This is a genomic window from Rhizobium sp. No.120, from assembly GCF_054558365.1.
The window spans coordinates 1-24,395 of record NZ_BAAJNQ010000002.1 but is presented as its reverse complement, the minus strand read 5'-3'; the positions used below and the strand labels follow the sequence as shown (position 1 = coordinate 24,395).

At 59.7% G+C, this 24,395-nt stretch carries 25 protein-coding genes; 15 read left to right on the top strand and 10 right to left on the bottom strand.

Annotated elements, in window-relative coordinates:
• Nucleotides 1-52: 52 nt before the first annotated feature.
• A complete protein-coding gene (locus ACYJRZ_RS05795) occupies nt 53-1,069 on the bottom strand; it encodes an iron ABC transporter substrate-binding protein (protein WP_459457027.1) in 1,017 nt (338 codons plus the stop codon).
• A gap of 121 nt (nt 1,070-1,190) precedes the next feature.
• Nucleotides 1,191-2,075 (bottom strand): LysR family transcriptional regulator, encoded by an 885-nt coding sequence (locus ACYJRZ_RS05790; RefSeq protein ID WP_459457025.1) that lies wholly within the window; start codon nt 2,073-2,075, stop codon nt 1,191-1,193.
• A 96-nt stretch (nt 2,076-2,171) separates the two neighbouring features.
• Here ACYJRZ_RS05790 and ACYJRZ_RS05785 point away from each other — a divergent pair, with 96 nt between their 5' ends.
• Together ACYJRZ_RS05785 and ACYJRZ_RS05780 are read left to right on the top strand one after the other, a co-directional pair.
• Nucleotides 2,172-2,579, top strand: coding sequence for a CidA/LrgA family protein (locus ACYJRZ_RS05785; protein WP_459457023.1), 408 nt, complete (start codon nt 2,172-2,174; stop codon nt 2,577-2,579).
• On the top strand, nt 2,566-3,264 hold the full coding sequence (locus tag ACYJRZ_RS05780; protein ID WP_459457021.1) for an LrgB family protein: 699 nt from the start codon (nt 2,566-2,568) through the stop codon (nt 3,262-3,264). The genes ACYJRZ_RS05785 and ACYJRZ_RS05780 overlap by 14 nt, the downstream gene beginning before the upstream one ends.
• 59 nt (nt 3,265-3,323) lie before the next feature.
• Here the strand turns inward: ACYJRZ_RS05780 and ACYJRZ_RS05775 are convergent, their stop codons facing one another.
• Nucleotides 3,324-4,661: an MFS transporter gene (locus tag ACYJRZ_RS05775; RefSeq protein ID WP_459457019.1), complete on the bottom strand. Its 1,338-nt coding sequence runs from the start codon at nt 4,659-4,661 to the stop codon at nt 3,324-3,326.
• Nucleotides 4,662-5,053: 392 nt separating this feature from the next.
• Between ACYJRZ_RS05775 and cyoA the strand changes: the two genes are divergently transcribed.
• The 5 genes from cyoA to ACYJRZ_RS05750 all read left to right on the top strand — a co-directional run bounded on the left by cyoA (nt 5,054) and on the right by ACYJRZ_RS05750 (nt 10,209).
• Nucleotides 5,054-6,172, top strand: a complete 1,119-nt coding sequence (gene cyoA / locus ACYJRZ_RS05770; RefSeq protein ID WP_459457017.1) for a ubiquinol oxidase subunit II — start codon at nt 5,054-5,056, stop codon at nt 6,170-6,172.
• Nucleotides 6,173-6,219: 47 nt separating this feature from the next.
• Nucleotides 6,220-8,223, top strand: a complete 2,004-nt coding sequence (gene cyoB, locus ACYJRZ_RS05765; protein WP_459457015.1) for a cytochrome o ubiquinol oxidase subunit I — start codon at nt 6,220-6,222, stop codon at nt 8,221-8,223.
• Nucleotides 8,224-8,228: 5 nt separating this feature from the next.
• A complete protein-coding gene (gene cyoC, locus ACYJRZ_RS05760) occupies nt 8,229-8,858 on the top strand; it encodes a cytochrome o ubiquinol oxidase subunit III (RefSeq protein ID WP_459457013.1) in 630 nt (209 codons plus the stop codon).
• A complete protein-coding gene (cyoD, locus tag ACYJRZ_RS05755) occupies nt 8,855-9,259 on the top strand; it encodes a cytochrome o ubiquinol oxidase subunit IV (RefSeq protein WP_112338512.1) in 405 nt (134 codons plus the stop codon). Before cyoC ends, cyoD begins: the two co-directional genes overlap by 4 nt.
• Nucleotides 9,260-9,444: 185 nt before the next feature.
• On the top strand, nt 9,445-10,209 hold the full coding sequence (locus ACYJRZ_RS05750; RefSeq protein WP_459457011.1) for an SURF1 family protein: 765 nt from the start codon (nt 9,445-9,447) through the stop codon (nt 10,207-10,209).
• Between the two features lie 90 nt (nt 10,210-10,299).
• Here ACYJRZ_RS05750 and ACYJRZ_RS05745 read toward each other — a convergent pair whose 3' ends face one another.
• Complete coding sequence (locus tag ACYJRZ_RS05745; protein ID WP_459457009.1) at nt 10,300-10,866, bottom strand: histidine phosphatase family protein; 567 nt, start codon at nt 10,864-10,866, stop codon at nt 10,300-10,302.
• 243 nt (nt 10,867-11,109) lie between these two features.
• Between ACYJRZ_RS05745 and ACYJRZ_RS05740 the strand changes: the two genes are divergently transcribed.
• From ACYJRZ_RS05740 to ACYJRZ_RS05730, 3 genes are read left to right on the top strand one after another with little or no spacing between them, the layout of a single operon-like run.
• Complete coding sequence (locus ACYJRZ_RS05740) at nt 11,110-11,319, top strand: CbtB domain-containing protein (RefSeq protein ID WP_459457007.1); 210 nt, start codon at nt 11,110-11,112, stop codon at nt 11,317-11,319.
• A gap of 12 nt (nt 11,320-11,331) precedes the next feature.
• Complete coding sequence (locus ACYJRZ_RS05735) at nt 11,332-12,072, top strand: CbtA family protein (RefSeq protein WP_459457005.1); 741 nt, start codon at nt 11,332-11,334, stop codon at nt 12,070-12,072.
• A 34-nt stretch (nt 12,073-12,106) separates the two neighbouring features.
• Nucleotides 12,107-12,727 (top strand): hypothetical protein, encoded by a 621-nt coding sequence (locus ACYJRZ_RS05730; protein ID WP_459457003.1) that lies wholly within the window; start codon nt 12,107-12,109, stop codon nt 12,725-12,727.
• 71 nt (nt 12,728-12,798) lie between these two features.
• On the opposite strand, the gene ACYJRZ_RS05725 is transcribed toward ACYJRZ_RS05730, so the two are convergent.
• Nucleotides 12,799-13,107 carry a GCG_CRPN prefix-to-repeats domain-containing protein gene (locus tag ACYJRZ_RS05725; RefSeq protein WP_459457001.1) on the bottom strand — a complete coding sequence of 103 codons (309 nt, stop codon included), beginning with the start codon at nt 13,105-13,107 and terminating at the stop codon, nt 12,799-12,801.
• Between the two features lie 240 nt (nt 13,108-13,347).
• Here ACYJRZ_RS05725 and ACYJRZ_RS05720 point away from each other — a divergent pair, with 240 nt between their 5' ends.
• Nucleotides 13,348-14,955: an inorganic phosphate transporter gene (locus tag ACYJRZ_RS05720; protein WP_459456999.1), complete on the top strand. Its 1,608-nt coding sequence runs from the start codon at nt 13,348-13,350 to the stop codon at nt 14,953-14,955.
• Nucleotides 14,956-15,095: 140 nt separating this feature from the next.
• Here the strand turns inward: ACYJRZ_RS05720 and ACYJRZ_RS05715 are convergent, their stop codons facing one another.
• The 5 genes from ACYJRZ_RS05715 to ACYJRZ_RS05695 form a co-directional block, all read right to left on the bottom strand.
• Entirely contained in the window at nt 15,096-15,539 is a 444-nt protein-coding gene (locus tag ACYJRZ_RS05715; protein ID WP_132721021.1) for a Ros/MucR family transcriptional regulator, read from the bottom strand.
• A 178-nt stretch (nt 15,540-15,717) separates the two neighbouring features.
• Entirely contained in the window at nt 15,718-16,284 is a 567-nt protein-coding gene (locus tag ACYJRZ_RS05710) for a helix-turn-helix domain-containing protein (RefSeq protein WP_459456997.1), read from the bottom strand.
• Between the two features lie 46 nt (nt 16,285-16,330).
• The gene (locus ACYJRZ_RS05705) at nt 16,331-17,119 is read right to left on the bottom strand and encodes an EAL domain-containing protein (RefSeq protein WP_459456995.1); all 789 of its coding nucleotides are present in this window, start codon (nt 17,117-17,119) and stop codon (nt 16,331-16,333) included.
• Nucleotides 17,120-17,442: 323 nt separating this feature from the next.
• Entirely contained in the window at nt 17,443-18,279 is an 837-nt protein-coding gene (locus ACYJRZ_RS05700) for a sugar phosphate isomerase/epimerase family protein (protein ID WP_459456993.1), read from the bottom strand.
• A gap of 209 nt (nt 18,280-18,488) precedes the next feature.
• A complete protein-coding gene (locus tag ACYJRZ_RS05695; protein ID WP_459456991.1) occupies nt 18,489-20,375 on the bottom strand; it encodes an adenine deaminase in 1,887 nt (628 codons plus the stop codon).
• Between the two features lie 259 nt (nt 20,376-20,634).
• On the opposite strand from ACYJRZ_RS05695, the gene ACYJRZ_RS05690 reads away from it, so the two are divergent.
• The 4 genes from ACYJRZ_RS05690 to ACYJRZ_RS05675 all read left to right on the top strand — a co-directional run.
• A complete protein-coding gene (locus ACYJRZ_RS05690; RefSeq protein WP_459456988.1) occupies nt 20,635-21,672 on the top strand; it encodes an ABC transporter substrate-binding protein in 1,038 nt (345 codons plus the stop codon).
• 45 nt (nt 21,673-21,717) lie between these two features.
• Nucleotides 21,718-22,542, top strand: a complete 825-nt coding sequence (locus ACYJRZ_RS05685) for an ABC transporter permease (RefSeq protein ID WP_459456986.1) — start codon at nt 21,718-21,720, stop codon at nt 22,540-22,542.
• Nucleotides 22,542-23,333, top strand: a complete 792-nt coding sequence (locus tag ACYJRZ_RS05680; protein ID WP_459458645.1) for an ABC transporter permease — start codon at nt 22,542-22,544, stop codon at nt 23,331-23,333. The genes ACYJRZ_RS05685 and ACYJRZ_RS05680 overlap by 1 nt, the downstream gene beginning before the upstream one ends.
• Before the next feature lie 6 nt (nt 23,334-23,339).
• Nucleotides 23,340-24,395: ABC transporter ATP-binding protein (locus ACYJRZ_RS05675; protein ID WP_459456984.1), on the top strand; the 1,056-nt coding region annotated here is incomplete at its 3' end.

The following is a 24,395-nucleotide window of genomic DNA, read 5'->3' as shown; positions in this document are numbered from 1 at the left end:
GAGCAAAGCCCGGCCGAACGCGCGCGAAAGGCGCTGGACGCGGGCTTTCGCCTTAGATGAGACCAGCCTCCGTCATCAGGTCGGTAACCTTCTTGCTGTTCAGCTTCGAAGGCTCGACTTTCGGGGCCTGGAGCTCGGAGAGCGGCACGAGCTTCGGATTGGAAGCCTCGCCATTGCCGACGGCATATTCATAGGAATTGCCATCGCGTAGAACGGCCTGGCCGCCCTTGCCGGTGATCCACTTCAGGAAAGCCTGTGCTTCCTTCTGGTGCTGGCTGGACGCCAGAACGCCGCCGCCGGAAATGCTGACGAATGCACCCGGATCCTGGTTCTTGAAATAGTGCAGCGAGACATTCTTGCTGTTTTCGCCGGTCTTGGCCTGATCGCCGAACCAGTAATAGTGATAGATCACAGCGCCTTCGACCTCGCCAGCATTGACGGCCTTCATCGCGACACTGTTGCCCTTGTAGAAGCTCGCATTTTCCTTCATCGCCTTCAGCCAGGAGCGGGTTGCGTCCTCGCCCTTCAGCTCAAGCAGCGCGCTGACGATCGCCTGGAAATCGGCGCCAGCCGGCGAAGCGCCCCAACGACCCTTCCACTTGGGATCGGCGAGATCGAGCAGCGATTTCGGCAGATCGGCTTCCTTCAGCTTGGTCTTGTCATAGGCGAAAACAGTGGAACGGGCGGCGACACCGACCCAGTTGCCATCGGCGGCCTTGAAGGTTTCCGGCACCTGGGCGAGTGTGGCGGCATCGACAGGGGCAAAGAGCTTGTTGGCATCGACGAGCGCCATGCCCGGCGAATTTTCCGTCAGATAAACGTCTGCCGGAGAGGCAGCGCCTTCCTGGACGATCTGGTTGGCAAACTGCATGTCACTGCCGTTGCGGATCGTGACCTTGATGCCGGTTTCCTTGGTGAAGCCATCCGCCCATGCCTGCGTCAGCGTCTCATGCTGGGCATTGTAGACGACGATGCCTTCGGATTCAGCGGCTGTCGCCATCATCGGAGCGACGGCGAGGCCTGCGGCAAGCGCCAGCGCGCTGGTGAGATGAGTAAAGGAAAAAGTCATTAAGTCCTCTCGCTTGGAAACTACCGTCATCGGGCGGCGATGCGGTAGCCTATATTTTTCCTGACCGTTTTTTTCAAGTTTACGGTGATGCCTGCTTATCACAAAAGTTTGATAATGGGAGTCAAGATTTAGCCGCGATCTCCGCAGCGAGGTCGAGCCAGGCGCGACCGGCATGTGACAGATAGCCGCCGCGCCGCCAGATCCAAGCCATGTTCCACTCCATGCCGGGTTCGACGACTAGCGCATGGGCGATGCCCGAACGCTGGCGCTGTTCGGCGATCAGCCGTGGCAGGAAGCCTACACCAAGGCCCGCAGCAACCAGTTCGACAATGAAATTGATCTGGCTTGAGCGCGCGGCAATATCAGGCGCGAAGCCGGCCGCGCGGCAGGCGTCGAGAATGATGCCGTTCAGCGCGAAGCCGGTTTCAAAGAGGAGAAAGGGGATATCCTTGAGCGCGGCCAGCGGCACCGTTTGCTGTCCCGCGAGCGGATGCGCCGATGGTAGGAGGACATGCATCGGCTCGCAGCGCACGGTCTGCCACTCGAAGACATCGGGCATCGGCAACAGCGAGGCGCCGAGATCGACCTCATCGGCCAGCACCATTTCCTCGAGCCGCTTGGCGCCCTGCTCCACCAGCCTGATCTCTATGCCGGGATAACGATTGCGGAAGACGGCGAAGACCGGCGCAAACAGCGCATCATTGCCGATAGGCGGCAGGCCAAGCCGCAAGGCGCCGCGCGACAGGCCGCGCAACTCCGACAACTCCGCCAGCAGATCGTCGCGCCCGGCAAGGATCGCTACCGCGCGGCGATAAACCACCTCCCCGGCATCCGTCATTGTCGTACGATGGCCGATGCGGTTCAGCAGCTGCAGACCGAGCTCGTCCTCCAGCTGGCGCACGGCCTTGCTGACGGCCGATTGCGTGGTGAATACCACCTTCGCGGCCTCCGAAAAGCCGCCTTGGCGCACCACTTCGACGAAGGCTTTCAGTGTTCGAAGCTCCATAAGTATTCCTTATAGGACTAGATTTTATGAAATCAATTCATTTTCCTCATAAGCGGACCCCGCCTATTGTCAGGCCGACAAATTTTTCCGAGCCCCATGCGTATCGACCCAAAGAACCATCCGAAATTGAGCCGTCTCGCTCAGATCCTGTTGCTGATTGTCTTCTGGCAAGCGGGCGAAGCCATTGTGCGCTTTGCACATCTGCGGATACCGGGCGCCATCGCCGGCATGCTGCTGGTGCTGGCACTGTTTGCGAGCGGCAAGGTGAAGCTGGCGAGCATGAAGCGTGGCGCGGAATGGTTTCTCGCCGAAATGCTATTGTTTTTCGTACCGGCGGTGCTGGCTTTGCTCGATCATGGCGAGTTCATCGGCATCATCGGGCTGAAGGTGCTTGCGGTAATCTTCGCAGGCACCATCATCGTGATGGGCGTCACCGCAATCGCGATCGACTTTGGCTACCGCCTGATGATGCGCGAGGGAGCGGCAAACCATGCCCACGATTGAAACCGCGGCATCAGGTCTGTTCTGGCCGCTAGCAACGGTCGGTCTCTATTACATATCAAAGGCCCTCTATCGGCGCCGGCCGTCGCTCTGGCTGTCGCCGCTGGTAGCGGTGCCGGCGGTGCTGATCGCCATCGCTCTCATGCTGCAAGCAAACTATCAGGACTATATGCATGACAGCCGTTGGCTGCTGGCCCTGCTCGGGCCTGCGACCGTCGCCTTCGCCGTACCGATCTACGAACAGCGCGGCCTCATCAAGCGCTATTGGCCAGTTCTGCTGTTCGGCGTGATCGTCGGCAGCTCCACGGCTATGGTTTCGGCCTGGGGGCTTGCCAGCCTCTTCGGCCTCGACGAAAGCCTGCGGCTCAGCCTGATGCCGCGCTCGGTCAGCACGCCGTTTGCCATGGTGGTTTCAGGCGATATCGGCGGCGTCCCCAACCTGACAGCCATCTTCGTCGTCATCACCGGTCTGTTCGGCGCTGTTGTCGGTCAGGCACTGCTACGACTGCTGCCACTGAAATCGGGCATGGCCCGCGGTGCGCTTTACGGCATGGGGGCGCATGGCATCGGTGTCGCCAAGGCGCATGAGATCGGCCGTGAGGAAGGATCGATCGCCGGTCTCGTCATGGTGCTTGTAGGAGTGACGAACGTCCTGGCAGCGCCGCTAATCGCGTGGCTCATACATTAATTTAAACAAAAGGCCGCGGCACTTTCATGCCGCGGCCTTTTGACTTTAAAATCTGGCTCTCAGTTGTCTCGCGTCTCCAGCGTCTTGCTGAAGAAGATTGCGACCAACGTGCAGACGACGCCCGACAGCAGATAGAGGCTGGTATAGACGAGGCCGAACTGGCTGGAGAGGGCAAGCGCTACGAAGGGCGCGAAGCCGGCACCGATCAGCCAGGAAAGATCCGACACCAGAGCCGAGCCGCTATAGCGATAGTTCTGGCTGAAGCGGGAAGCGCTGGCACCGGCCGCCTGGCCGAAGGAAAGGCCGAGCAGCGTGAAGCCGAGAACCACATAGATGTGACGGCCAGTCGCGCCGCCATCGAGCAGCCAAGGTGCCACGAAGGCGAAGCAAGCGATCAGCACCGCGCCGATGGCGAGCTGATTGCGGCGGCCGATCCGGTCGGCGAGCATACCGGAACAGATGATGGCGAGAATGCCGCAGATCGCGCCGAGGAATTCCACCAGCAGGAACGAACCCGAGCTCTGTTCGCTGTAGAGCGTGACCCAGCCCAACGGGAAAACCGTGACCAGATGGAAGGTCGCGAAGCTTGCCAGCGGCACGAAGGCGCCAATAAGGACGTCGCGGCCATGCACGCGCAGCAGCTCCGTCATCTTCACGGGCTCGAGTTCATGGCGCTCCAAGAGCGTGCCGAATTCCTCTGTCGCTACCAGACGCAAGCGGGCGAAGAGCGCGACGACGTTGACGGCGAAGGCGCAGAAGAAGGGATAACGCCAGCCCCAATCGAGGAAATCCGCCGTCGTGAGGCTCGTGACGAAATAGGCAAACAGGGCGCTTGCCAGCATGAAGCCGATCGGCGCACCAAGCTGCGGGATCATCGCATACCAGCCGCGATGGTTGGTCGGGGCATTGAGCGCGAGGAGCGAAGCAAGACCATCCCAGGCACCGCCCAGTGCGAGCCCCTGCCCGATGCGGAAGATGGCGAGCAGGATGATCGCGTAGACGCCGACCTCGGAATAGCCGGGCAGGAAGCTCATGGATGCCGTGGACCCGCCGAGCAAAAACAGAGCGATCGTCAGCTTGACGCCCCGGCCATAGGTACGATCGATCGCCATGAAGATGAATGAACCGATCGGGCGGGCGATGAAGGCCAGCGCGAAGACCAGGAAGGAAAGCATCGTGCCATGCAGCGGGTCGGCGAAGGGGAAGATGAGCTTCGGGAAGACCAGTACGGATGCAATGGCATAGACGAAGAAATCGAAGAACTCGGACGTGCGACCAATGATCACGCCGATGGCGATGTTGCCGGGGGCGACCGAGCCGCCCGCATGCATGCTGCGGGCATCGCTCTCCAGAGTTGAAGATGTGGGGTTCAGTGATTCATGCGTTACGCTGACCATGCGCGGGAGCCTCCCTCTCCGGGCACGAATTCCTCCACGAATTCGCGCGTAATGAAAATGTCGATCAAACGTGCGAACATATCAAGTATCCAGAATGAAATAATTCGCAAATTAGCAATCAGTCGAGCCATTATCTGCCTTTGGCGCCGCGTTCCGGACGAAGAACAACCGCCGGTGATAGCCATTTGTTCCGATCCGGGTATATTAGCGCCGGCAAAAGCGAACTGCCTAATAGAAAACCTTCTGGATTTCCGAGGGTTTTCCCGATACGTGGGACAGCATTCCATACCGCAATGCACTCTATCTTGCTGCGGTGCGACGAAACACCTCATATCGTTCATGACCGCCGTCCTTTAGTCGCGGTAGGGTCGAAACAAAAAGAGCTTTAAGACGTGCTAAGACTATCGAAGATTTTCAGCCGTTTGTCTGTCATCCCATTGTTTTTGCTGCTGTCGGGCTGCAATCTGGTGGTGATGGGCCCTTCCGGCGATATCGCCATGCAGCAGCGAGACCTCATCATCATTTCGGTCGTGCTGATGCTGATCATCATCATCCCGGTGATCTTCCTGACCCTGTATTTCGCTTGGAAATACCGCCAGTCGAACAAGGAAGCGACCTACGAACCGGAGTGGCATCATTCGACGCGTCTGGAGCTGGTCATCTGGTCCGCCCCGCTTGCGATCATCATCGCGCTCGGCGCGGTGACCTGGATCAGCACGCATCAGCTCGACCCCTATCGTCCGCTCGACCGCATCGCCGCCGACAAGCCGCTCAACGCCGACGTGAAGCCGCTGACGGTCGAAGTGGTTGCGCTCGACTGGAAATGGCTCTTCTTCTATCCGGAATACGGCATCGCCACCGTCAACGAGATGGCAGCTCCCGTCGACCGCCCGATCAACTTCAAGATCACCGCCTCGGCCGTCATGAACTCCTTCTTCATTCCGGCGCTGGCTGGCCAGATCTATGCGATGCCGGGCATGGAGACGAAGCTCCACGCCGTCATCAACCATCCAGGCGAATTCCAGGGCCTGTCCGCCAACTATAGCGGCGCCGGCTTCTCCCACATGCGCTTCAAGTTCCATGGTTTGGATCAGGCCGGTTTCGACCAGTGGGTCCAGAAAGCAAAGAGCCAGGGCACGGCGCTCGGCCGCCAGGAGTACCTGGCGCTTGCCAAGCCCAGCGAACGCGAGCCGGTGCGCTACTTCAATGCTGTCGACGACGGGCTCTACAACGCCATCCTCAACATGTGCGCCGATCCGAGCAAGATGTGCATGAGCGAGATGATGCATATCGACGCTAAGGGTGGCGGCGGCAAGGAAAGCCACGAAAACCGCGAGCGCCTGATCTATGACAATCGCGATGGCGCCTCGGCCGAGGTCACGCCGGTCAAGGCCGACGGCGGCGGCGGCCACACCATGCAGCACGGAGACAACTCCATGCCGGGCATGGATATGGGCAACGGCTCCTCTTCCGATTCGTCGACCGGTTCGGCGCAGCATCAGGGTCATTGATCCGGTGCGCTCAATAACAAGACATTCATAAGGGACAGAGGCAATCCATGTTTTCCAACCCGGACCTCTACAAATTCATCTTCGGTCGGCTGACGCTCGACTCGATTCCGTATCACGAACCGATCCTCGTCGTGACCTTCATCGGCGTCGCCATCGGCGGTATCGCCCTGCTCGGCCTGCTGACCTATTTCCGCCTCTGGGGCTATCTCTGGAAGGAATGGTTCACCAGCATCGATCACAAGAAGATCGGCATCATGTATGTCGTGCTGGCGCTGATCATGCTGCTGCGCGGTTTCTCTGACGCGTTGCTGATGCGCCTGCAGCAGGCGATCGCCTTCAACGGATCCGAAGGCTACCTGCCCCCGCATCACTACGACCAGATCTTCACCGCCCACGGCGTGATCATGATCTTCTTCGTGGCGATGCCCTTCGTCACCGGCCTGATGAACCTCGTCGTGCCGTTGCAGATTGGTGCCCGCGACGTCTCCTTCCCGTTCCTGAACAACTTCTCGTTCTGGATGACGACGGCGGGCGCGATCGTGATCATGATCTCGCTCTTCATCGGCGAATTCGCCAAGACCGGCTGGCTGGCCTATCCGCCGCTTTCCGGCATCGCCTATAGTCCCGATGTCGGTGTCGACTATTACATCTGGGGCCTGCAGGTCGCGGGTATCGGAACGACGCTTTCGGGCATCAACCTGATCGCCACCATCGTCAAGATGCGTGCGCCGGGCATGACCTTCATGAAGATGCCTGTCTTCACCTGGACCTCGCTCTGCACCAACATCCTGATCGTTGCGTCCTTCCCGATCCTGACCGCCACGCTCGCTCTGCTGACCCTCGACCGCTACGCCGGCACGAACTTCTTCACGAACGATCTCGGCGGCAATCCGATGATGTATGTCAACCTCATCTGGATCTGGGGCCACCCGGAAGTCTACATCCTGATCCTGCCGGCCTTCGGCGTCTTCTCAGAAGTCGTCGCCACCTTCTGCGGCAAGCGCCTCTTCGGCTATGCCTCGATGGTTTACGCCACCTGCGTGATCATGATCCTCTCCTACCTCGTCTGGCTGCACCACTTCTTCACGATGGGCTCGGGCGCCAGCGTCAACTCCTTCTTCGGCATCACGACGATGATCATTTCGATCCCGACGGGTGCGAAGCTCTTCAACTGGCTGTTCACGATGTACCACGGCCGCATCCGCTACGAGCCGCCGATGCTGTGGACGGTCGGTTTCATGGTAACCTTCACTATCGGCGGCATGACCGGCGTCATGCTCGCCGTTCCGCCGGCCGACTTCGTACTGCACAACTCGCTGTTCCTGATCGCCCACTTCCATAATGTGATCATCGGCGGCGTGCTCTTCGGAATGTTCGCGGGCGTCAACTACTGGTTCCCGAAGGCCTTCGGCTTCAAGCTCGATCCTTTCTGGGGCAAGATGAGCTTCTGGTTCTGGCAGATCGGCTTCTGGTTCGCTTTCATGCCGCTCTACATTCTCGGCCTGATGGGCGTTACCCGCCGCGTCAGCCAGTTCGACGATCCGTCGCTGCAGATCTGGTTCATCATCGCCGCCTTCGGCGCCGGCCTCATCGCCATCGGCATCGCTTGCTTCCTGATCCAGCTCGCCGTCAGCTTCATGAAGCGCGAAGAGCTTCGCGACCATACCGGCGACCCTTGGGGCGGACGCACACTGGAATGGTCCACCTCCTCGCCGCCGCCGGCCTACAACTTCGCCTTCACACCGATCGTCTACGATCACGACGCGTGGTGGGACATGAAGAACCGCGGCTACGTCAGGCCGACTGAAGGCTTCATTCCGATCCACATGCCGAAGAATACCGGCACCGGCATCATCCTCGGCGTTCTCTCCATCGGCTTCGCATTCGGGATGATTTGGTACATGTGGTGGCTTGCCGCCATCACCTTTGTCGCGATGATCGCCGTCACAATCGGCCATACCTTCAACTACAAGCGCGATTACCACATCCCCGCCGACGAGGTCGTCAAGACCGAGAACGAGCGTACGAAGCAGCTCGCAGGACAGGTGTAAGACTTATGACCACCCAAACCGCACACGCTCCCAAGGACGGCGAAACGCCCGCTTTCTACCTGACGGAAGAGCATCATCCCGAAGGCAGCACTATGCTGGGCTTCTGGATCTACATCATGAGCGACTGCCTGATCTTCGCAGTCCTCTTCGCCACCTTCGCCGTGCTCGGCCACAGCTATGCGGCCGGCCCGTCGCCGGCCGATCTCTTCGAGCTGCCGCTCGTCGCGCTCAACACGGCGATGCTGCTCTTCTCGTCCATCACCTATGGCTTCGCCATGCTGGCGATGGAGAAGGACAACAAGTCGGGCACGCTGATCTGGCTGACGATCACCGGCATCTTCGGTGCTCTCTTCATCTTCTTCGAACTCTACGAGTTCTATCACCTGATCCTCGACGGCGCCGGCCCGCAGCGCAGCGCCTTCCTGTCGGCCTTCTTCACGCTGGTCGGCACGCACGGTCTGCACGTCACCACCGGTATCGTCTGGTTGATCACGCTGATGGTGCAGGTCGGCCGCTATGGACTGATCCCGGAAAACAAGCGTCGCCTGATGTGCCTTTCGATGTTCTGGCACTTCCTCGACGTCGTCTGGATCGGCGTGTTTTCCCTCGTCTACCTCATGGGAGTTCTCGGATGAGCTCGAACGCAAACCATTCGCATCATTCCGGCGACGCTCACGGCCACGATCATCATGGCGGCCACGAGGCATCACACGGCACCTTCAAAAGTTACATGACGGGGTTCATCCTCTCCGTCATCTTGACCGCCATTCCCTTCTGGCTGGTCATGGGCAAGGTCATCTCCGATCCGGCCGTCACCGGGGCGATCGTCATGATTCTCGGCGCGATCCAGATCGTCGTGCACATGATCTACTTCCTGCACATGAACACCCGCTCGGAAGGCGGCTGGAACATGATGGCGCTGATCTTCACCATCGTGATCGTCATCATCGCGCTCTCCGGCTCGCTCTGGGTCATGCATCACCTCAACGCGAACATGATGCCCATGTCGCCCGAGATGATGCGCAACATGCCGTAAATTCGAACGGCGGGCCTTCAGGCGAAGGCCCGCCCTCTTCCGGCGTGAAATCCGCCGAGTGCTGCGCGTTGCATGCTTGAAATGCCGAAAGCCGCAGCCAAATCTTCCCGACCGCGCATGATCTTCAGCGAAGAGAATTGAACCTCCCGAAATCATGCGGCAGCGCCTCCCCGGAGACCAGCGCCATGACCGATATTTCCTCGAACACGTCTCAGGGCAAGCCGCGCTCGACGCTGACCCTGGTCATCTGGGTATCGCTGCTTCTGCTTCTGACTGCCCTCCTCATCGGTCTTGGCACCTGGCAGGTGAAGCGACTGCACTGGAAGCTGGATTTGATCGCCAGGGTCGATGCGCGCGTACATGCGCCGCCGGTTCAGGCACCCGGCTCGGCGCAATGGGCCGATATCACAGCTGAAAACTCCGAATACAAGCATGTCCAGGCAAGCGGCACTTTCGTCAATGACAGGCAAGCGCAGGTCTATGCCTCGACTGCGCTCGGCGCAGGCTATTGGGTGCTGACGCCGCTGAAGCTTGCCGACGGCACGATCATCATCATCAACCGCGGCTTCGTTCCCACAGAGAAGCGAAATCCGGCGACGCGCGCCGAGGGCGAGCTTTCCGGGGAGACCACGGTGACCGGCCTGTTGCGGATCAGCGAGCCAAAAGGCACGCTGCTGCGTTCGAACGTGCCTGCGGAGGAGCGCTGGTACTCACGCGATGTGACCGCGATCGCCGAGGCCCGGGGATTGCAGAAGGTGGCGCCCTATTTCATCGATGCAGACGATGCGAAAAATCCCGGCGGATTGCCCGTAGGCGGACTGACGCAGATCACCTTCCACAACAGCCATCTTGTCTATGCCATTACCTGGTATGGACTGGCAGCAATGACATTGGGGCTGGCCATCTATCTCGTCCATTTCGAGCGGCAGCGCGCAAAAGCAGCCCGCTAAGAGCATTTCCGCTTCAGCAGAGCGAACCCGCTGCCCGGCGTTTTCGCGCGGTTCCGGGCACCACTTCTCCATACCGTTTACGGTATTGCCCTATGTTGTCATTTTCGGGAAACGAAGCTGCCAGCGCCGGCCGTCACTCGTCATCTCGACGATGCCGAACGGCTCGACATCAACAGCCCAGAATGCCGCGGGCGGCGCCTGCAAGGCCTGCAGAATGGCAGAGCGAATGACGCTCGCATGGGTGATGACAACGATATGGCCGGTATCGTCGATGTGATTTCCCATCCATTCGCAGACACGCTTCATGACCGAGGACAGGGCTTCGCCGCCATGCGGAGCGACCGAGGTATCCGTCATCCACAGCGCCAGGGACTCCGAATCCTTTTCATGCAACTCTGTAAGAGATTGCCCGCGCCAGTCGCCATAATCGCATTCGCGCAAGGCGACGTCCGGGATGGCATCGAGGCCAAGTACCGCGGCGGTCTGGCGGGCACGCAAGGCCGGGCTCGCCCAGACCCGATCGATTGCCCCGAGCCCGAAGGATAAGGATTGAGCCTGCTGAGCCGCCTTCGCCTCCAAGGGTTCGTCATCGGGAAAGCAGCCATTTCGATGGGCTTGGGTCGCCCCATGACAAATCCAGCTCAAACGCGTTTTCATGAAACTCCTCTATTTCCATCCCCTGGCACGCTCTTGTCGCGATTTCACATCGCTGTGGCGCTTGATTGACAATCATATTTGCAGATAGCTATAAACTTGCACTTGCGGGTGTGGAAGCCGGTGGAATCCCGGCGCGGTCGCGCCACTGTAATCGATGACGGAAACTTCGCCCTCGAGAGCCAGACCCTTCCCGCAAGAACCCTTCCGCAAATGGAACGCGCTTTTCTTAACGAGGGAAATACAATGTCCGACATCACTTTCGCCCCATCCGCAGTTCCGCAGCCGATCCCGCTCGGCCAAATCCTGCCCTGGGCCATTTTCGCCGGCCTTCTGATGCTGCTCGCGATCTATTTCATCGGCGCAGAAGAAGGCGCGACCTCGCTCATCTCGGGCATGTATGTGCATGAATTCGTGCATGACGCCCGTCACCTGCTCGGCTTCCCCTGCCACTAAGGGGTCAAGCACATGGTTGGACGTCTTTTGCTCCGCGGCATGATCGTCGGGGCCCTGGCCGGTATTTTCGTTTTTGCTTTTGCCCACATCTTCGGCGAACCGCTGGTCGACTGGGCCATCGGCTTTGAGGAGAAGGCCGCGCAGGCGGCCGGCGAAGCTCCTGAACCCGAGATTGTCAGCCGCGCTACGCAGGCGGGCATCGGCCTCTTCACCGGCAGCGTGATCTTTTCGACCGCAATAGGCGGATTGTTCGCACTGGTTTTCTCCTTCGTCTACGGCCGTATCAGCCCCTTTGGTGCGCGCGGCACGGCGGCGCTGCTCGCGCTCGCCGCTTTCGTGACGATCTCGCTGGTGCCCGACATCAAATATCCGGCGAATCCGCCGGCCGTCGGCAATTCCGATACGATCGGCGCGAGAACGGAACTGTTCTTCATCATGATCGTGGCCTCCATCGTCGGCATGATCGTCGCCGTGGGATTCGGTCGCAGGCTGGCAGCGCGATATGGTTCCTGGAACGGGGCGATCATTGCCGGCATCGGCTACATCGCCTTCATCGCGCTGATTCAATATCTGCTTCCCTCGATCAACGAAGTGCCCGAGCAATTCTCGGCCGTCGTGCTTTGGCGCTTCCGCATCACTTCGCTCGGCATGCACGCCATTCTCTGGGCGACACTCGGCCTTGCCTTCGGAGCCTGGGCAGAACGCCAGCTGCCGCAGACACGCTACGGCAATACCAGTCTGCGCCGGGCTTAGCGTGATAAGTAGATCGCATCCCGCGCATGGCAACATGCGCGGGAGACACCAACATTCAGGCGCCATCCTGCTTGCAATCTTCCTCATGCTATTGGGCTGGCCGGCTTCGGTCGCGGCACATGGCGGTTCCTCCGGCAGCCAGGCCGGCATCCCGATCCCCAGCCTCACCCATGGCGAGATGGCAGTGATCGCTCCCTATTACGGGCGGATGATCTCGCTTGCCGAGAGTGTATCGGATACTGACGAAACCTTCCGCCGTGTCTTGAACTTCGCGCAGATCCAGCGCGCTTATTGCCTATGGGGCCTGATGCCCGGCAGCGTCAGCGACGAGGAAAGCCCTTTCAACGAATGTTCGCACGCCTATCTTGCGGCTGCAAAAGCGGTGCTGCTGCAGATGCGAGCAATGAAAGTGGAGAAGGTACCGGTCGACGACCTCGTCTCCGATATCGACACGGCACTCGTGCGCAACAACCTCTCGCTCATCCTCTGCAAATTCAGCGGCGAGAGCTTCAATACGGCCGATCTCATCCGGCCTAAGCTTGCCGATATCGCGTATCACGCGAAAAGCCTTGCTGCGATCTCATCGGCTAGCCTGCTTGTTCTTGCAGGACTATGGTTAGGCGCGCGCGCATTGCGGCCGCAAGCTCGTTCTTAGGAACCCTGCGCACTTTTCCTCGAACTGCCGTCAGCAAAACACCGCCGCAAGATGCGGCGGTGCTTCTGTTCTTACCAGTAACGCGGGCGATCGCGCCAACGGTCATCACGCCAGCCATCGCGATAATGGCGATGGCCGTGCCAGCCCCAAGGCGGCGGCGGTGGCGGCCTGTAGTAACCCCAGCGCCGGGGCGGCGGACCCCAGCGATTGGGACGGCATTCGCCCCAGCGCGTCAGATGCCAACCGCGGCCGCAGGCATAATCAACTTTCACGATCGGCACGGAGGCCGTAGTCCCAACGGCCGGGATAGGCATTGCCTCTGCCGAAGATACAACCAGGCTGCCGAACAAGGCAGCAATGGCAATCACGGACGATCTCATCTTAATGGCCCTCTATCCAAGTCCCTTACATGGGGGATTTAAACGCCGGAGGTATGAACGCCGGCTGAACCGAAAATGGCCTTTTAGCGGCCAAATCAAGATCAGTCGAAGAACCTGCCAGCAGCCGAACGGGCTTGCCACTGCCTGCGTTTGCAGTTCGCCACCGCCTGTTCCCGCGTCACGAGAGTTTCATGAAGGAGGCTTACACCGGCAATATCAATTGCAATAAGGGAGTTCGGGATGGTCGACCTCGTTTCAAACAATGCGGAAGGCGGGAATGCCGATCATCCGATTCATGGCGCAGGCAGCTCGGCAAAATGGTTTCTGCCGATCTTCGGCGTCGTCGTCCTGGCCGGCCTCGTCTATGTCGGCTATGCCCTCGGCAGCGATCTTGCCGAGGCTGCTGCTGTTCCGTGGATATTGCTCGGCCTTGCCCTGCTGATCGCGCTCGGCTTCGAATTCGTCAACGGCTTCCACGATACTGCAAACGCCGTCGCCACCGTCATCTACACGCGCTCGCTACCGGCGGAATTCGCCGTCATCTGGTCGGGCTTCTTCAACTTCCTCGGTGTTCTCACTTCGTCGGGCGCCGTCGCCTTCGGCATCCTGGCGCTGCTGCCGGTCGAGCTCATCCTGCAGGTCGGCTCCGGCTCCGGTCTTGCAATGGTCTTCGCGCTGCTGACCGCCGCCATCATCTGGAACCTCGGCACCTGGTATCTCGGCCTACCGGCCTCGAGCTCGCACACGCTCGTCGGCTCGATCATCGGCGTCGGCCTCGCCAATCAGTTCCTGGCGCCCGCCGGCTCCGCCACCAGCGGCGTTGACTGGTCGCAGGCGAGCAGCGTCGGTATGTCACTGTTGCTCTCGCCGATCATCGGCTTTGCCATGGCTGCCATATTGCTGCTGGTCGCCAAGGTACTGATCCGCAACAAGGAGCTTTATGAAGCGCCGAAGGGTAACGCGCCGCCGCCGGCCTGGATCCGCGGCCTGCTGATCTTCACCTGCACCGGCGTCAGCTTTGCCCACGGCTCGAATGACGGCCAGAAGGGCATGGGTCTGATCATGCTCATCCTCATCGGCCTCGTGCCGACCGCCTTCGCGCTGAATAAGACGCCCGACGTGAACTACCTCGAAGCCTATAAAGCTGCCTCGGCGCAAGTCGAGACGGTACTCGGCAAATATGTGAAGCCGGGCATTGCCGCACCGGCCGATCCGAAGGCCACTGTCAGCAGCGCCGTCAAGACCAAGACCTGGACGGATGCGACGACACCGGCTCTCCAAGCATATATTCATGCCACGAGCGCCGAGATTGCCGCCTATCCAAGCGTCGAGAAGCTGCCGAACGGGCTCGTCGGCAACGTTCGTAATGATATCTATCTGATCGGTGAATCGCTGAAGCTTATCGACAAGCAGAAGCTGCTGCCGATGAGCGCCGACGATTTGAAAGCCGTCACGAACTATCATGCCGCCGTCGATCACGCGACCAAGTTCATCCCGCTCTGGGTGAAGGTTGCCGTCGCCTTGGCACTTGGCCTCGGCACCATGGTCGGCTGGAAGCGCATCGTCGTCACTGTCGGCGAAAAGATCGGCAAGACGCACCTGACCTATGGCCAGGGCGCTGCCGCCGAAGTCGTCGCGATGCTGACGATCGGTGCCGCCGACCACCTCGGCCTGCCGGTGTCGACCACGCACGTCCTGTCCTCCGGCGTCGCCGGCACCATGGCGGCAAACGGTTCCGGCCTGCAGTGGTCAACCGTACGCAACATGCTGATGGCCTGGATCCTGACGCTGCCTGCCTCGATCGCACTGGCCTTCGTGCTGTTCATCGTGCTGCGGCAGGTCTTCTGATCGACAGCGGAGACTAGTCCCAAAGACGATGGCGCCCTGATGAGGGCGCCATTTTGTTTGCAGCGTCCCGCGAACGAATTCTCACGAAGCGCACGAGCAACGCCGGTCAAGCGCGTGCGAAACGCCTGTTCCGAAATTGCTCAGTCGACGGTTTCCCTCTTGTTGCCGTTCGCACCGAGGCCGGAAATCTTGGCAAGCTCCGAACGACGATTGGCATAATTTTGCGCCACCATCGGGTAGTTGGGAGCAAGACCCCATTTCTGCCTGTACTCCTCGGGCGTCATGCCATAATGCACGCGCAGATGGCGCTTGAGCGTCTTGAAGCGTTTGCCGTCTTCGAGGCAGACGATATAGTCGTTGGTCACCGATTTCTTCAAATCCACAGCCGGCACCAAATTGGCGCGATCGACGGTGGTAGCCGAGCCGTCCAATGTCAGCAGTACCTCATGGATATCCTTGATCAGCCTGGGAAGGCTGTGGATGGGAACGGCATTGTGACTAACATAAGCCGAAACGATCTTCACACAGCCATCGAACAAGGAAGGCTTTGGCGGAGCGGGGGTTTTTGTCTCGAAAGAATCCATGATCTTTTCCCGGATCTCATTTGGTTCCTCGTGCGCCGCCCCGCTCGAATTGCATCATGTACGATATCCGCAGACGGACATCGCACCGTTTCGATTTGCGCCCTGTTTAAGGACGCTGTCCCGGTTTGATAACCGGGGTTCAATGCGTCCGCATCAAATGCGTGCGCAATTTCGCCTCCTATCTCGTATCCGCAGTTGCCTCCGGCGGTTCGCCGGCAGGGTCCGCAAAGTAGAGCGCCAGCTTGTTACAAAGGGTGACGAGCGGCATACCCAGCATGAACGCCGTGTGAGTGGGATCTCCGCCACAATGCCGCAGCGTCTGGAGAATGAGCTTGCGCTCGACATCCTCCATCGTCTGGCCGACCAGTGTTTTGACGGCGGCATCCACGGGTTCGTATAGTGATTGGCCATCGCCAAGATGGAGAGCAATCTCTTCGAGCAATCGATTTTCCCTCGCGGTCACGATGACGACATCATCGGCGTGACCGCCGAGTTCGCACAAGACATAGAGACCAGTCTCGGAATCGATGGTGACCCGGGCCACCGCCTCGGCGGCCTGATCGCAAATAAGGACATGCGGGCTCGCTCCGCCGACGAAAGTGGCGGACAGTTCACCACCGCGTCCAGAGAAGACAATGCGAAGCCGGCTGACCAGGGCGCGCAGCAATGTCTTCGTCTTGAGCTCGCGCGCCGCGCGCGCCGCCGATATCTGATAGGCCGATGTGAAAGCCAGTCGCTGCATCATAACATCACCTGCAGAGCGGGAACGGCAGGCTCCTGTGCGCAATTGTTCATGCCACCCCCCGCAAGACAGCTTTGCGCTTATGACGTCGAAGCCGCGCCAGGGAAACCGGCCTCGACAGCAGGAAACCCTGGACATGCGTTGCACCCGCCTCCTGCGCGACATTGAGTTGAGAGCCGGTTTCAATCCCCTCGACGACGACGAAAGGAGCGAAACAGGACGCAAAGCCGACAATGTGGGAGAGGCTATTGCCTCCGTCGCGACCAGGCCTATTATCCCAGACAAAGGCTGCATCGATCTTGACGATATCTGCAGGCACCTGCAGCAGTGATGCCGGCGTGGCAAACCCAGACCCGAAATCATCGATGGCGATGCGGCAGCCGAGGGCACGGATCATCTTCATGCGCTCGATGGATGCGCCGACGACGGGATAGCTTTCCGTGACTTCGATAACAAGCCGCGAGGCCAGATCCGGACGGCGGCTGATTCGGCCGAACACATCGGCGAACCGATCCGAGCGCGACAGGCTGGTGGCGGAAAGATTGAAACCGAGGACCAGCGTCTCATCCGCAGCCAGGTCGGACAGCACCATATCCAAAATACGCAGATCGAGGTCGAACCAGCGATCCTGGCGTTCAAGGAGCGAGACGAAGGTGCCGGCCGTATGCACGGTGCCATCCGAATCCGTTACGCGCGCCAGGCTCTCGCCATAGAACACCTTGCCGGGATTTGCGGCATCATGAATCCACTGCGCTGCAAAACCCAGCCCGCCTTCGGCAATCGCCTTCAAGATCAAGGCTCCGTGCCCCTCTTCCTCCCGGCTTGCATTACCGTTCATCGGGCCTCCCTTTCGGGGCGAAGCGGCAAAGCATCGGGAACAGTCGAGTGCGGCGCATATCGCGTCCAAACATAGGACTTCAGATAGCTATAATCTGCCTCTTCCATCTTCCAGACACCTTCGACCTCAATCATTGAGGCTTCCCTTCATCGAGCTGGAAATATTGCGCCGGAGACCGTAGTCAACCGGCGACGATATGCGTACGAGATAGTTATTTAATAATTGCTAATAGACTAATTAACGATCGCCGCAAAAGTCAATCTCCGCGCAGCTCTCTTCCTTTCAACTAAATCAAAATATTAATGCTCTTCAACAATTATTCATCATTTACGGCCGGACCACCAGCCGCTTTTCTGGGCAGCCTGTAAAGCCAAACCTAAAGGCGACAAATCCTTGTGCCACAATCTTTCCCATTCGAGGCTCACGATACCGCTATAGCCATCAGCGTCGAGCACCGAACGTAGCGCCACCATCGGGAACTCGCCGGTGCCGGGCTGTACATAGCTGTAGGGTAGCCAGAGCCCCGGGCGGGAAACGCTGTCCTTGACATGGAGATGTTGCGTATTGCGACGAACCTGCTTCCAGGTCTCGACAGGATCCTGTCCGCCCTTGCGCCAGGTATGATGTGTATCCCATATGAGCGCGCAATCGGGAGCTATTTCGAGGAAGCGCGGGATGGCGTCCGGCAATGCAAGGAAATCATGGGTTTCGATGACCATATCGGCGTGAAAGCCTTCGCGCGCTGCGGTCTCACGCCACCACTGCAGCGTTGCCAACGCCTCGGCCATCTCGCCCCGGTCGGCAGTTTCGCCACCGTCGAAAACCCTGAGCGAACGAACGCCGGCAGCCTCTGCCCAAGGAAGATAACGCAGGAACTCTTCCTTTGCCTGCACCGTCGCACCGACGAGACGCAGCGAAGTATTGAAGGCGCAGACACCTACGGCAGAGCCTTCCAACACTCTAGCCAGCTCCGCCGGAGAGTTGAATCTTTCGGTGAAATAGGTGACGAGATCGGTGGTGTTGCCAAGGGCTCGGATTTCTATTGCATCGATGCCGTGGTTCGCCGCCAGTTCGAGGGCTTCGACCAGTTCCAATTCCGCACATCCCAAAGTGGAAAATGCCGATAATATTCGCGGCTTGTCGCTATCAGGTGTTATCACCAGAGCCTCCTCCGCTCTGTTGCCGGCTACCGCCGCTCAACGTGCTAATGGGCACGCCCAGCCTCCACCGCTTGCTGGCAGGCATAAGTAACCAGATGGATAATCAAGAAGCTGGCTTCCGTCGTCAAGCACAGATTGCAGCGCCGCCCAAGAGGCAAACTCGTCAGCCTTCGATATCAGGATATTCCGAATAGGAAACGGGGATATTCCTACCAGACAATCGGATGAGTTTCGCCGGTCGCGACATTGACGAAACCTTCCGGCGCCCTCTCGGAGGGCGCGACCAACACCCAGCGCCAAGGTGCGCAAGTAAGCGTCGCGAAGGAAAGCCGCTCGGGAAAGCCCGGCCACCAGCGCGGGGAGAAGGTCGGCTCATACATCCAATCGATCTCGGCCCCAGCCTTATAGAGCGCCTGCATCTCTACATCCAGTTCCTCAGCCGAGCGCGCCGTCATCAGCCCGCCGACTTCGTAACGGACGCGGGCGAGGACCTTGCCGCCCGACACCAGCACCCAGCCGCCCTGCTGCTCCTTTAGCGCATTGGCGACCATAGCCATGGCTTCATCGGAGGAACCGACCACCCAGATATTGTGCTTATCATGGCCGAGCGTGGCGCCGAGCGCGGTATCCGGCGTGCGCGGCCCTGTCCCAAGCCAGAACATGCGCGCGACCTTGGCCTCGCCGGAAAAGCGATCGACGATCGCGAATTTCGTGACGTTGCGATCATGATCGCGCTGCACGGCGCCATCGCGGACCGGCAGATCCATGGTAATGAAATCATCGGCCCAGTGGAACGGCCGCAGCAGCGCCGCCTTGGCCATGTCTGACGTCGACGGGGCGGTGATGCGAAAATCGTCTGCCGTGACGCTCCGATCGATGCGGACCGTCTGCGTCGCCCATTCCGGCCAGTCGATCTCTGGCCGGACGCCGACAAAGGTCTTGCCTTCGGATGTCGGCCCGCCATCGGCCCAGACCTTGGCGATCGACAGCGTCTTCACATCGTCCAGCAACACGATATCGGCAAAGCGGCCTGGCGCAATCGAGCCGACCCAGGGCGTCAATCGCATATGCCGGGCGGGATTGATCGTCACGCATTGGATGGCGATTTCCGGCGACAACCCGTTTTCGATCGCGAGGCGGACATTATAATCCGTAGCACCCATCTTCAGCGTATCGCTGGCGCTGCGATCATCGGTGACGAAGGCGATCTGCGACCAGTCGGACAGGCCTTTCTCGATCAACCCCATGATGACCTCGGGCAGGGAATGCGGCCGGAGCTCGATGAACAGGCCATGCGTCAGCTTCTCCCAGATCTCGTCGAGGAACCAACCCTCGTGATCGGAAGCGAGGCCTGCGCCGGCAAAAGCATTGATCGACGACAGGTCGCGCAAGCCGGCCCCATGCCCCTCGACGACGCCGCGCTGCTCGAAGGTAGCCCGGATCATGCCCCAGAGCCGATCGTAAGCCGGATTCTCGGGGTTACTGACCGAGGGCCAGTCCATGACCTCATCGAGACCGGCCACCATCAGGCTTTCACTCAGAAACGATTTCTGCTCGTCATAACCGAAGTGACCGCCGCCCCATTCGTAAGCCGTCGGCGGCACCGCCGATCCAGGCAGAGGAAATATCTTCATCGGCGAACCGCGGCGACGCGCTTCCAGCCAGAATTCCAGATTCCGGGCGCCATTCACGTTGGAAAACTCGTGACTTGCCTCGCAGGTCCAAGTGACGCCATGCGGCATGACCAAGGCGGCCTCCCATTCCGGCGTCAGATGCGAGCTTTCGATATGCTTATGCGCCTCGCCGAAACCCGGAACCGCTGCGAGATGCGGCTCGTGTACGCGTTCGCTCACTTTACCCTGATAACTGCCGGCCGGGCCGACATAGGCGATGCGCCGACCCTTGATGACGATTTCCTGATCGTCCAGCCAGGTGCGGCTATGCACATCCAAAAGCCTGCCGACGCGCAGCAGGCGATCTGCGGACCGGCGGCCGAGCGCGGTCAGCGTCAGATCCTGACGGATCAGCACTTCGTCCGCCGCATTGATGAGCAGATCGTCGGGAAGGGTAGTTTTCGGGGGTATCATGAAGAGCATGCCTGCCAGTGAAATTGATCGGTCGAGGGTAAAGATGTCGCACGAGGCTGTAAAGCCGACCGCTCGGGTGAAGGAAGCCTAACAATGTCAGGCACTTCAACAACCCAGCATTGTGCACGACGATACAGCATATTCATCCCATCAAAGGCAAAAACCACTACCCTGCCCATTTGTTGGGCTTGTAAAGCCAATGCTCGAAAAATAGTATCCTGCAAGCTTGAAACAGTGCCCGATTTCATTGACCAAAAGGATTTCGAGAATGAAAGGCCTCACCCTTGCCCGCGCTGCGGGATTTGCTCTCCTTGCCGCGGCAATAGCCATGCCGGCCTTTGCCCAGGCAAAGACGCTGACCATTTCCTGGTGGGGCTACAATGGCGAGAAGATGAAGGCCAACATCATCGAGCCCTTCAAGAAGATCTGCGGCTGCGATGTCGTCTTCGAAACCGGCAACAATGCCGATCGTCTCAACAAGCTGAAGCTGCGCGGCGGCAAGGGCGTTGACGTCATCTATCTCACGGACAGTTATTCGCAGCTCGGCATCCAACAAGGTCTCTTTCAGGAGGTCGACCGCAGCAAGATCCCCAACCTCGCCGATCTCTACGACATCGCCAAAGCGCCGCAGGGCAATTACGGTCCCGCCTACACGATCGGCCGCATTGGTGTCGTCTACGATACGGCCAAGGTGAACCCGCCGATCACCTCGTGGAACGATCTTTGGCGCGATGACCTGAAGGGCGCCGTTTCGCTTCCCGGAATCACCACGACAGGTGGGCCGCTGACGGTTCTCCAAGCCGGCAAGCATGCCGGGGCTGATCCCTATGCCGATGCCGATAAGGCGTTTGAGGCCATCGAGGCGCTGAAGCCGAATGTCGTCAAAAATTACAATACCGGCTCCGAGCTGGTGAACCTGATCTCGACAGGCGAGGCCAAAGTGGCGATAACGCAGGACTTCGTTCTGTCATCTTTGCGCGCCGCCGTTCCGACGATGGCCTGGGCCGATCTCAAGGATGGCGATATCGCCGTCCTCAACACGGTCAATATTCCAAAGGGCTCCGAAAACGTCGAGCTTGCGCATCAGTTCATCAACTTCGTCCTGTCGAAGGACGTGCAGCAGGCCGAAGCCGAACAGGGCGTCGATGCGCCCGTCTCGACCAAGGTCGTGCTGACGCCTGAGAAAGCCAAGCTCTGGACCTATGGCGCCGAGATGATCGCCAAGCTCAGCCGCATCGACTATCAGAAGCTGATCGAGGCGCAGTCGGACTGGGTCGATCGCTGGAACGAGATTTTCGGTATGTAACAGGGCATGCCGCATAGTCTGCGGCGTTCTCACGGAATGTAGTTGATGAAGCATTTGATGAAATGGGGTTTGGCGACGCCGGCCATTCTGGTCGTAACGCTTTTTCTGCTCGTTCCCGTGATCATCACGATCGCGGCAACCTTCGGTGAACCCAAGGGTGTGTTCTCCCCCTATGTCGCCTTCTTTTCCAGCGGCTTTCGCCGCACTGTGCTTTTCAGAACGATCGAAGTGGCGCTGCTCACGACAGCGATCTCGCTGTTTATCGGCTTCATCGCCGCCTATGTGATCGCGCAGATGCCGGGTCGCGCCAAGAGCGTGATGATCATCGCTGCCGTCTTCCCGCTTCTGACGGGCGTGGTCGTGCGCTCCTTCGCGTGGCTGATCATTCTCGGCAAGAACGGCATTCTCAACACCATCCTCATGTCGATCGGCGTCATCAGCGAGCCGCTTTCAATGCTCTATACCGAAGGCTCCGTCATCGTCGCGATGGTCTATCTCTTCGTACCCTTGATGATCCTGACGCTCGTCGGCGTACTTGAGGGCATACCGCAGGATCTCATCCAGGCGGCGACATCGCTCGGTGCCACGCCGACCGCGACCTTTCGACAAGTCATCCTGCCGCTGGCAACGCCCGGCCTCATCGTCGGCGCCGTGCTTGTGTTCACCGGCAGCTTCACCTCCTACGCCACGCCGCAGCTGCTCGGCGGCGAAAAGCAGATGATGATGGGCACCTTCCTCTATCAGCGCGCCATGGTTACCTTCGACTGGGTCGGCGCCTCGACGATCGCCACCATCATGGTGATCGTCACGATCGGTATTGTCGCGATCATGAGCCGTCTCGCGCGACGGCTGAACCCGATGGCGGTGTGATCATGACAAGAACGGTCCATCCCGCGCTTATCGCCTTCACCGCCTTCGTCTTCCTCTTCCTGCTGGCGCCGCTCGTCATCATTATCGGCGCCGCCTTCAGCGATACGACCTATCTTACCTTCCCGCCGCGGGGCCTGACGCTGCACTGGTTCTCGAACATCTTTCAGATCGAGGCCTTCCGCACAACGACGATCACCAGCCTGGAGCTCGCCTTTCTCGGAACCGCGCTGTCGCTGCTGATCGGCATTCCAGCAGCCTATGCCATCAGCCGCTACAGGATCGAACTGCCGCGCTGGCTTTCGACGCTCTTCATCCTGCCGATCCTAGTTCCGGAAATCGTCTTCGGCTTTTCGCTGATGAAATCGATCACGATCGGGCTCGGGCTGCCGATCTTCCCAAGTCTCCTGATTGGTCATGCGCTGCTTGTGCTGCCCTATTCGGTGCGCGTCGTCAGCGCGAGCCTCGCAAGTTTCGATTTCTCGATCGAGGAAGCGGCAATCAGCCTCGGCTGCCCACCTCTGAAGACCTTCATGACCGTGGTGCTGCCGAATATCCGCGCCGGCGTCATTGCCGCCTTCATTCTCGCTTTCATCACCTCGATCAACGATGTCTCGGTCTCGGTCTTCCTGACAGGCCCAGGTATCTCCACCCTTCCGATCCAGATCCTCGCCCATATGGAGCAGTTCTTCGACCCGACCATCGCCTCGGTTTCTGTGCTGCTGATGCTCGTCACCGTCGCCGTCATGGCGATCGTCGAAGCCACCCTGGGCCTCACCTTCCTGACAAAGTAGCCGCTCGTGACCGTATCGCTCTCCATCAATTCCATCAGCGCCCACTACGGCAAGACGGCCGTTCTGCAAGATCTTTCACTGTCCGTCGCGGCCGGCGAACTGGTCTCGCTGCTTGGCTCCAGCGGCTGCGGCAAGACGACGACATTGCGGCTGGTCGCCGGCTTCCTGCAACCGACCAGCGGCACGATCAAGCTCGGCGACCGCGATCTAACGACGCTGCCGGCGCATGCCAGGGATATCGGCCTGGTGTTCCAGAACTACGCGCTGTTTCCACATCTGACGGTACTCGAGAACGTCGCCTTCGGCCTCAAGCAGCGCCGCATGCCGAAGAAGGAGCGCCTCATAAAAGCCGGCGCCATGCTGGACCGCGTCGGCCTTTCCGGCCTCGGTGACCGCCTGCCCGGTGCCCTTTCCGGCGGCCAGAAGCAGCGCGTCGCGCTCGCTCGCGCCCTCGTCATCGAGCCGCCGCTCCTGATGTTCGACGAGCCGCTTTCCAATCTTGATGCCAAGCTCAGGGTCGATATGCGCGTGGAAATCCGCCAGCTGCAGCGCGCCAACGGCACGACCTCGCTTTATGTCACCCATGACCAAGAAGAGGCCTTCTCGATCTCCGATCGAGTCGCCATCATGAATGCCGGCCGTATCATGCAGCTCGACACACCCGAGACCCTCTATCGCAAGCCCGCCAATAGTTTTGTGGCCCGCTTTGTCGGCTTCGAAAACCTGCTTCCGTTGAGGGTCGTCGAGCGGACAGGTACACTTGTGACGGCGGAGGCTGCAGGCGGCGCAAGGATCACTCTGTCGCAGGATGATTTCGGGCCGATACCGAACAATTTTGTCCTCGGCTGCCGCGCGGACGGGCTTTCGGTTCTGCGCGAGGGCAACGGCCTGCCGGCGGTTCTGGGAACACGCACCTATCTCGGCCGTGCCTATCAGTATCAGTGCGAGACGGTGGCCGGTGCTATTGTTGCCAATGGCGCTCTATCGGAGCCGATGGGTGCAGGAAGCAGCGCGGTGCTCATGCCGGTGCCCGAGCAATGCTGTATTCTGAAGCCGGAGCAA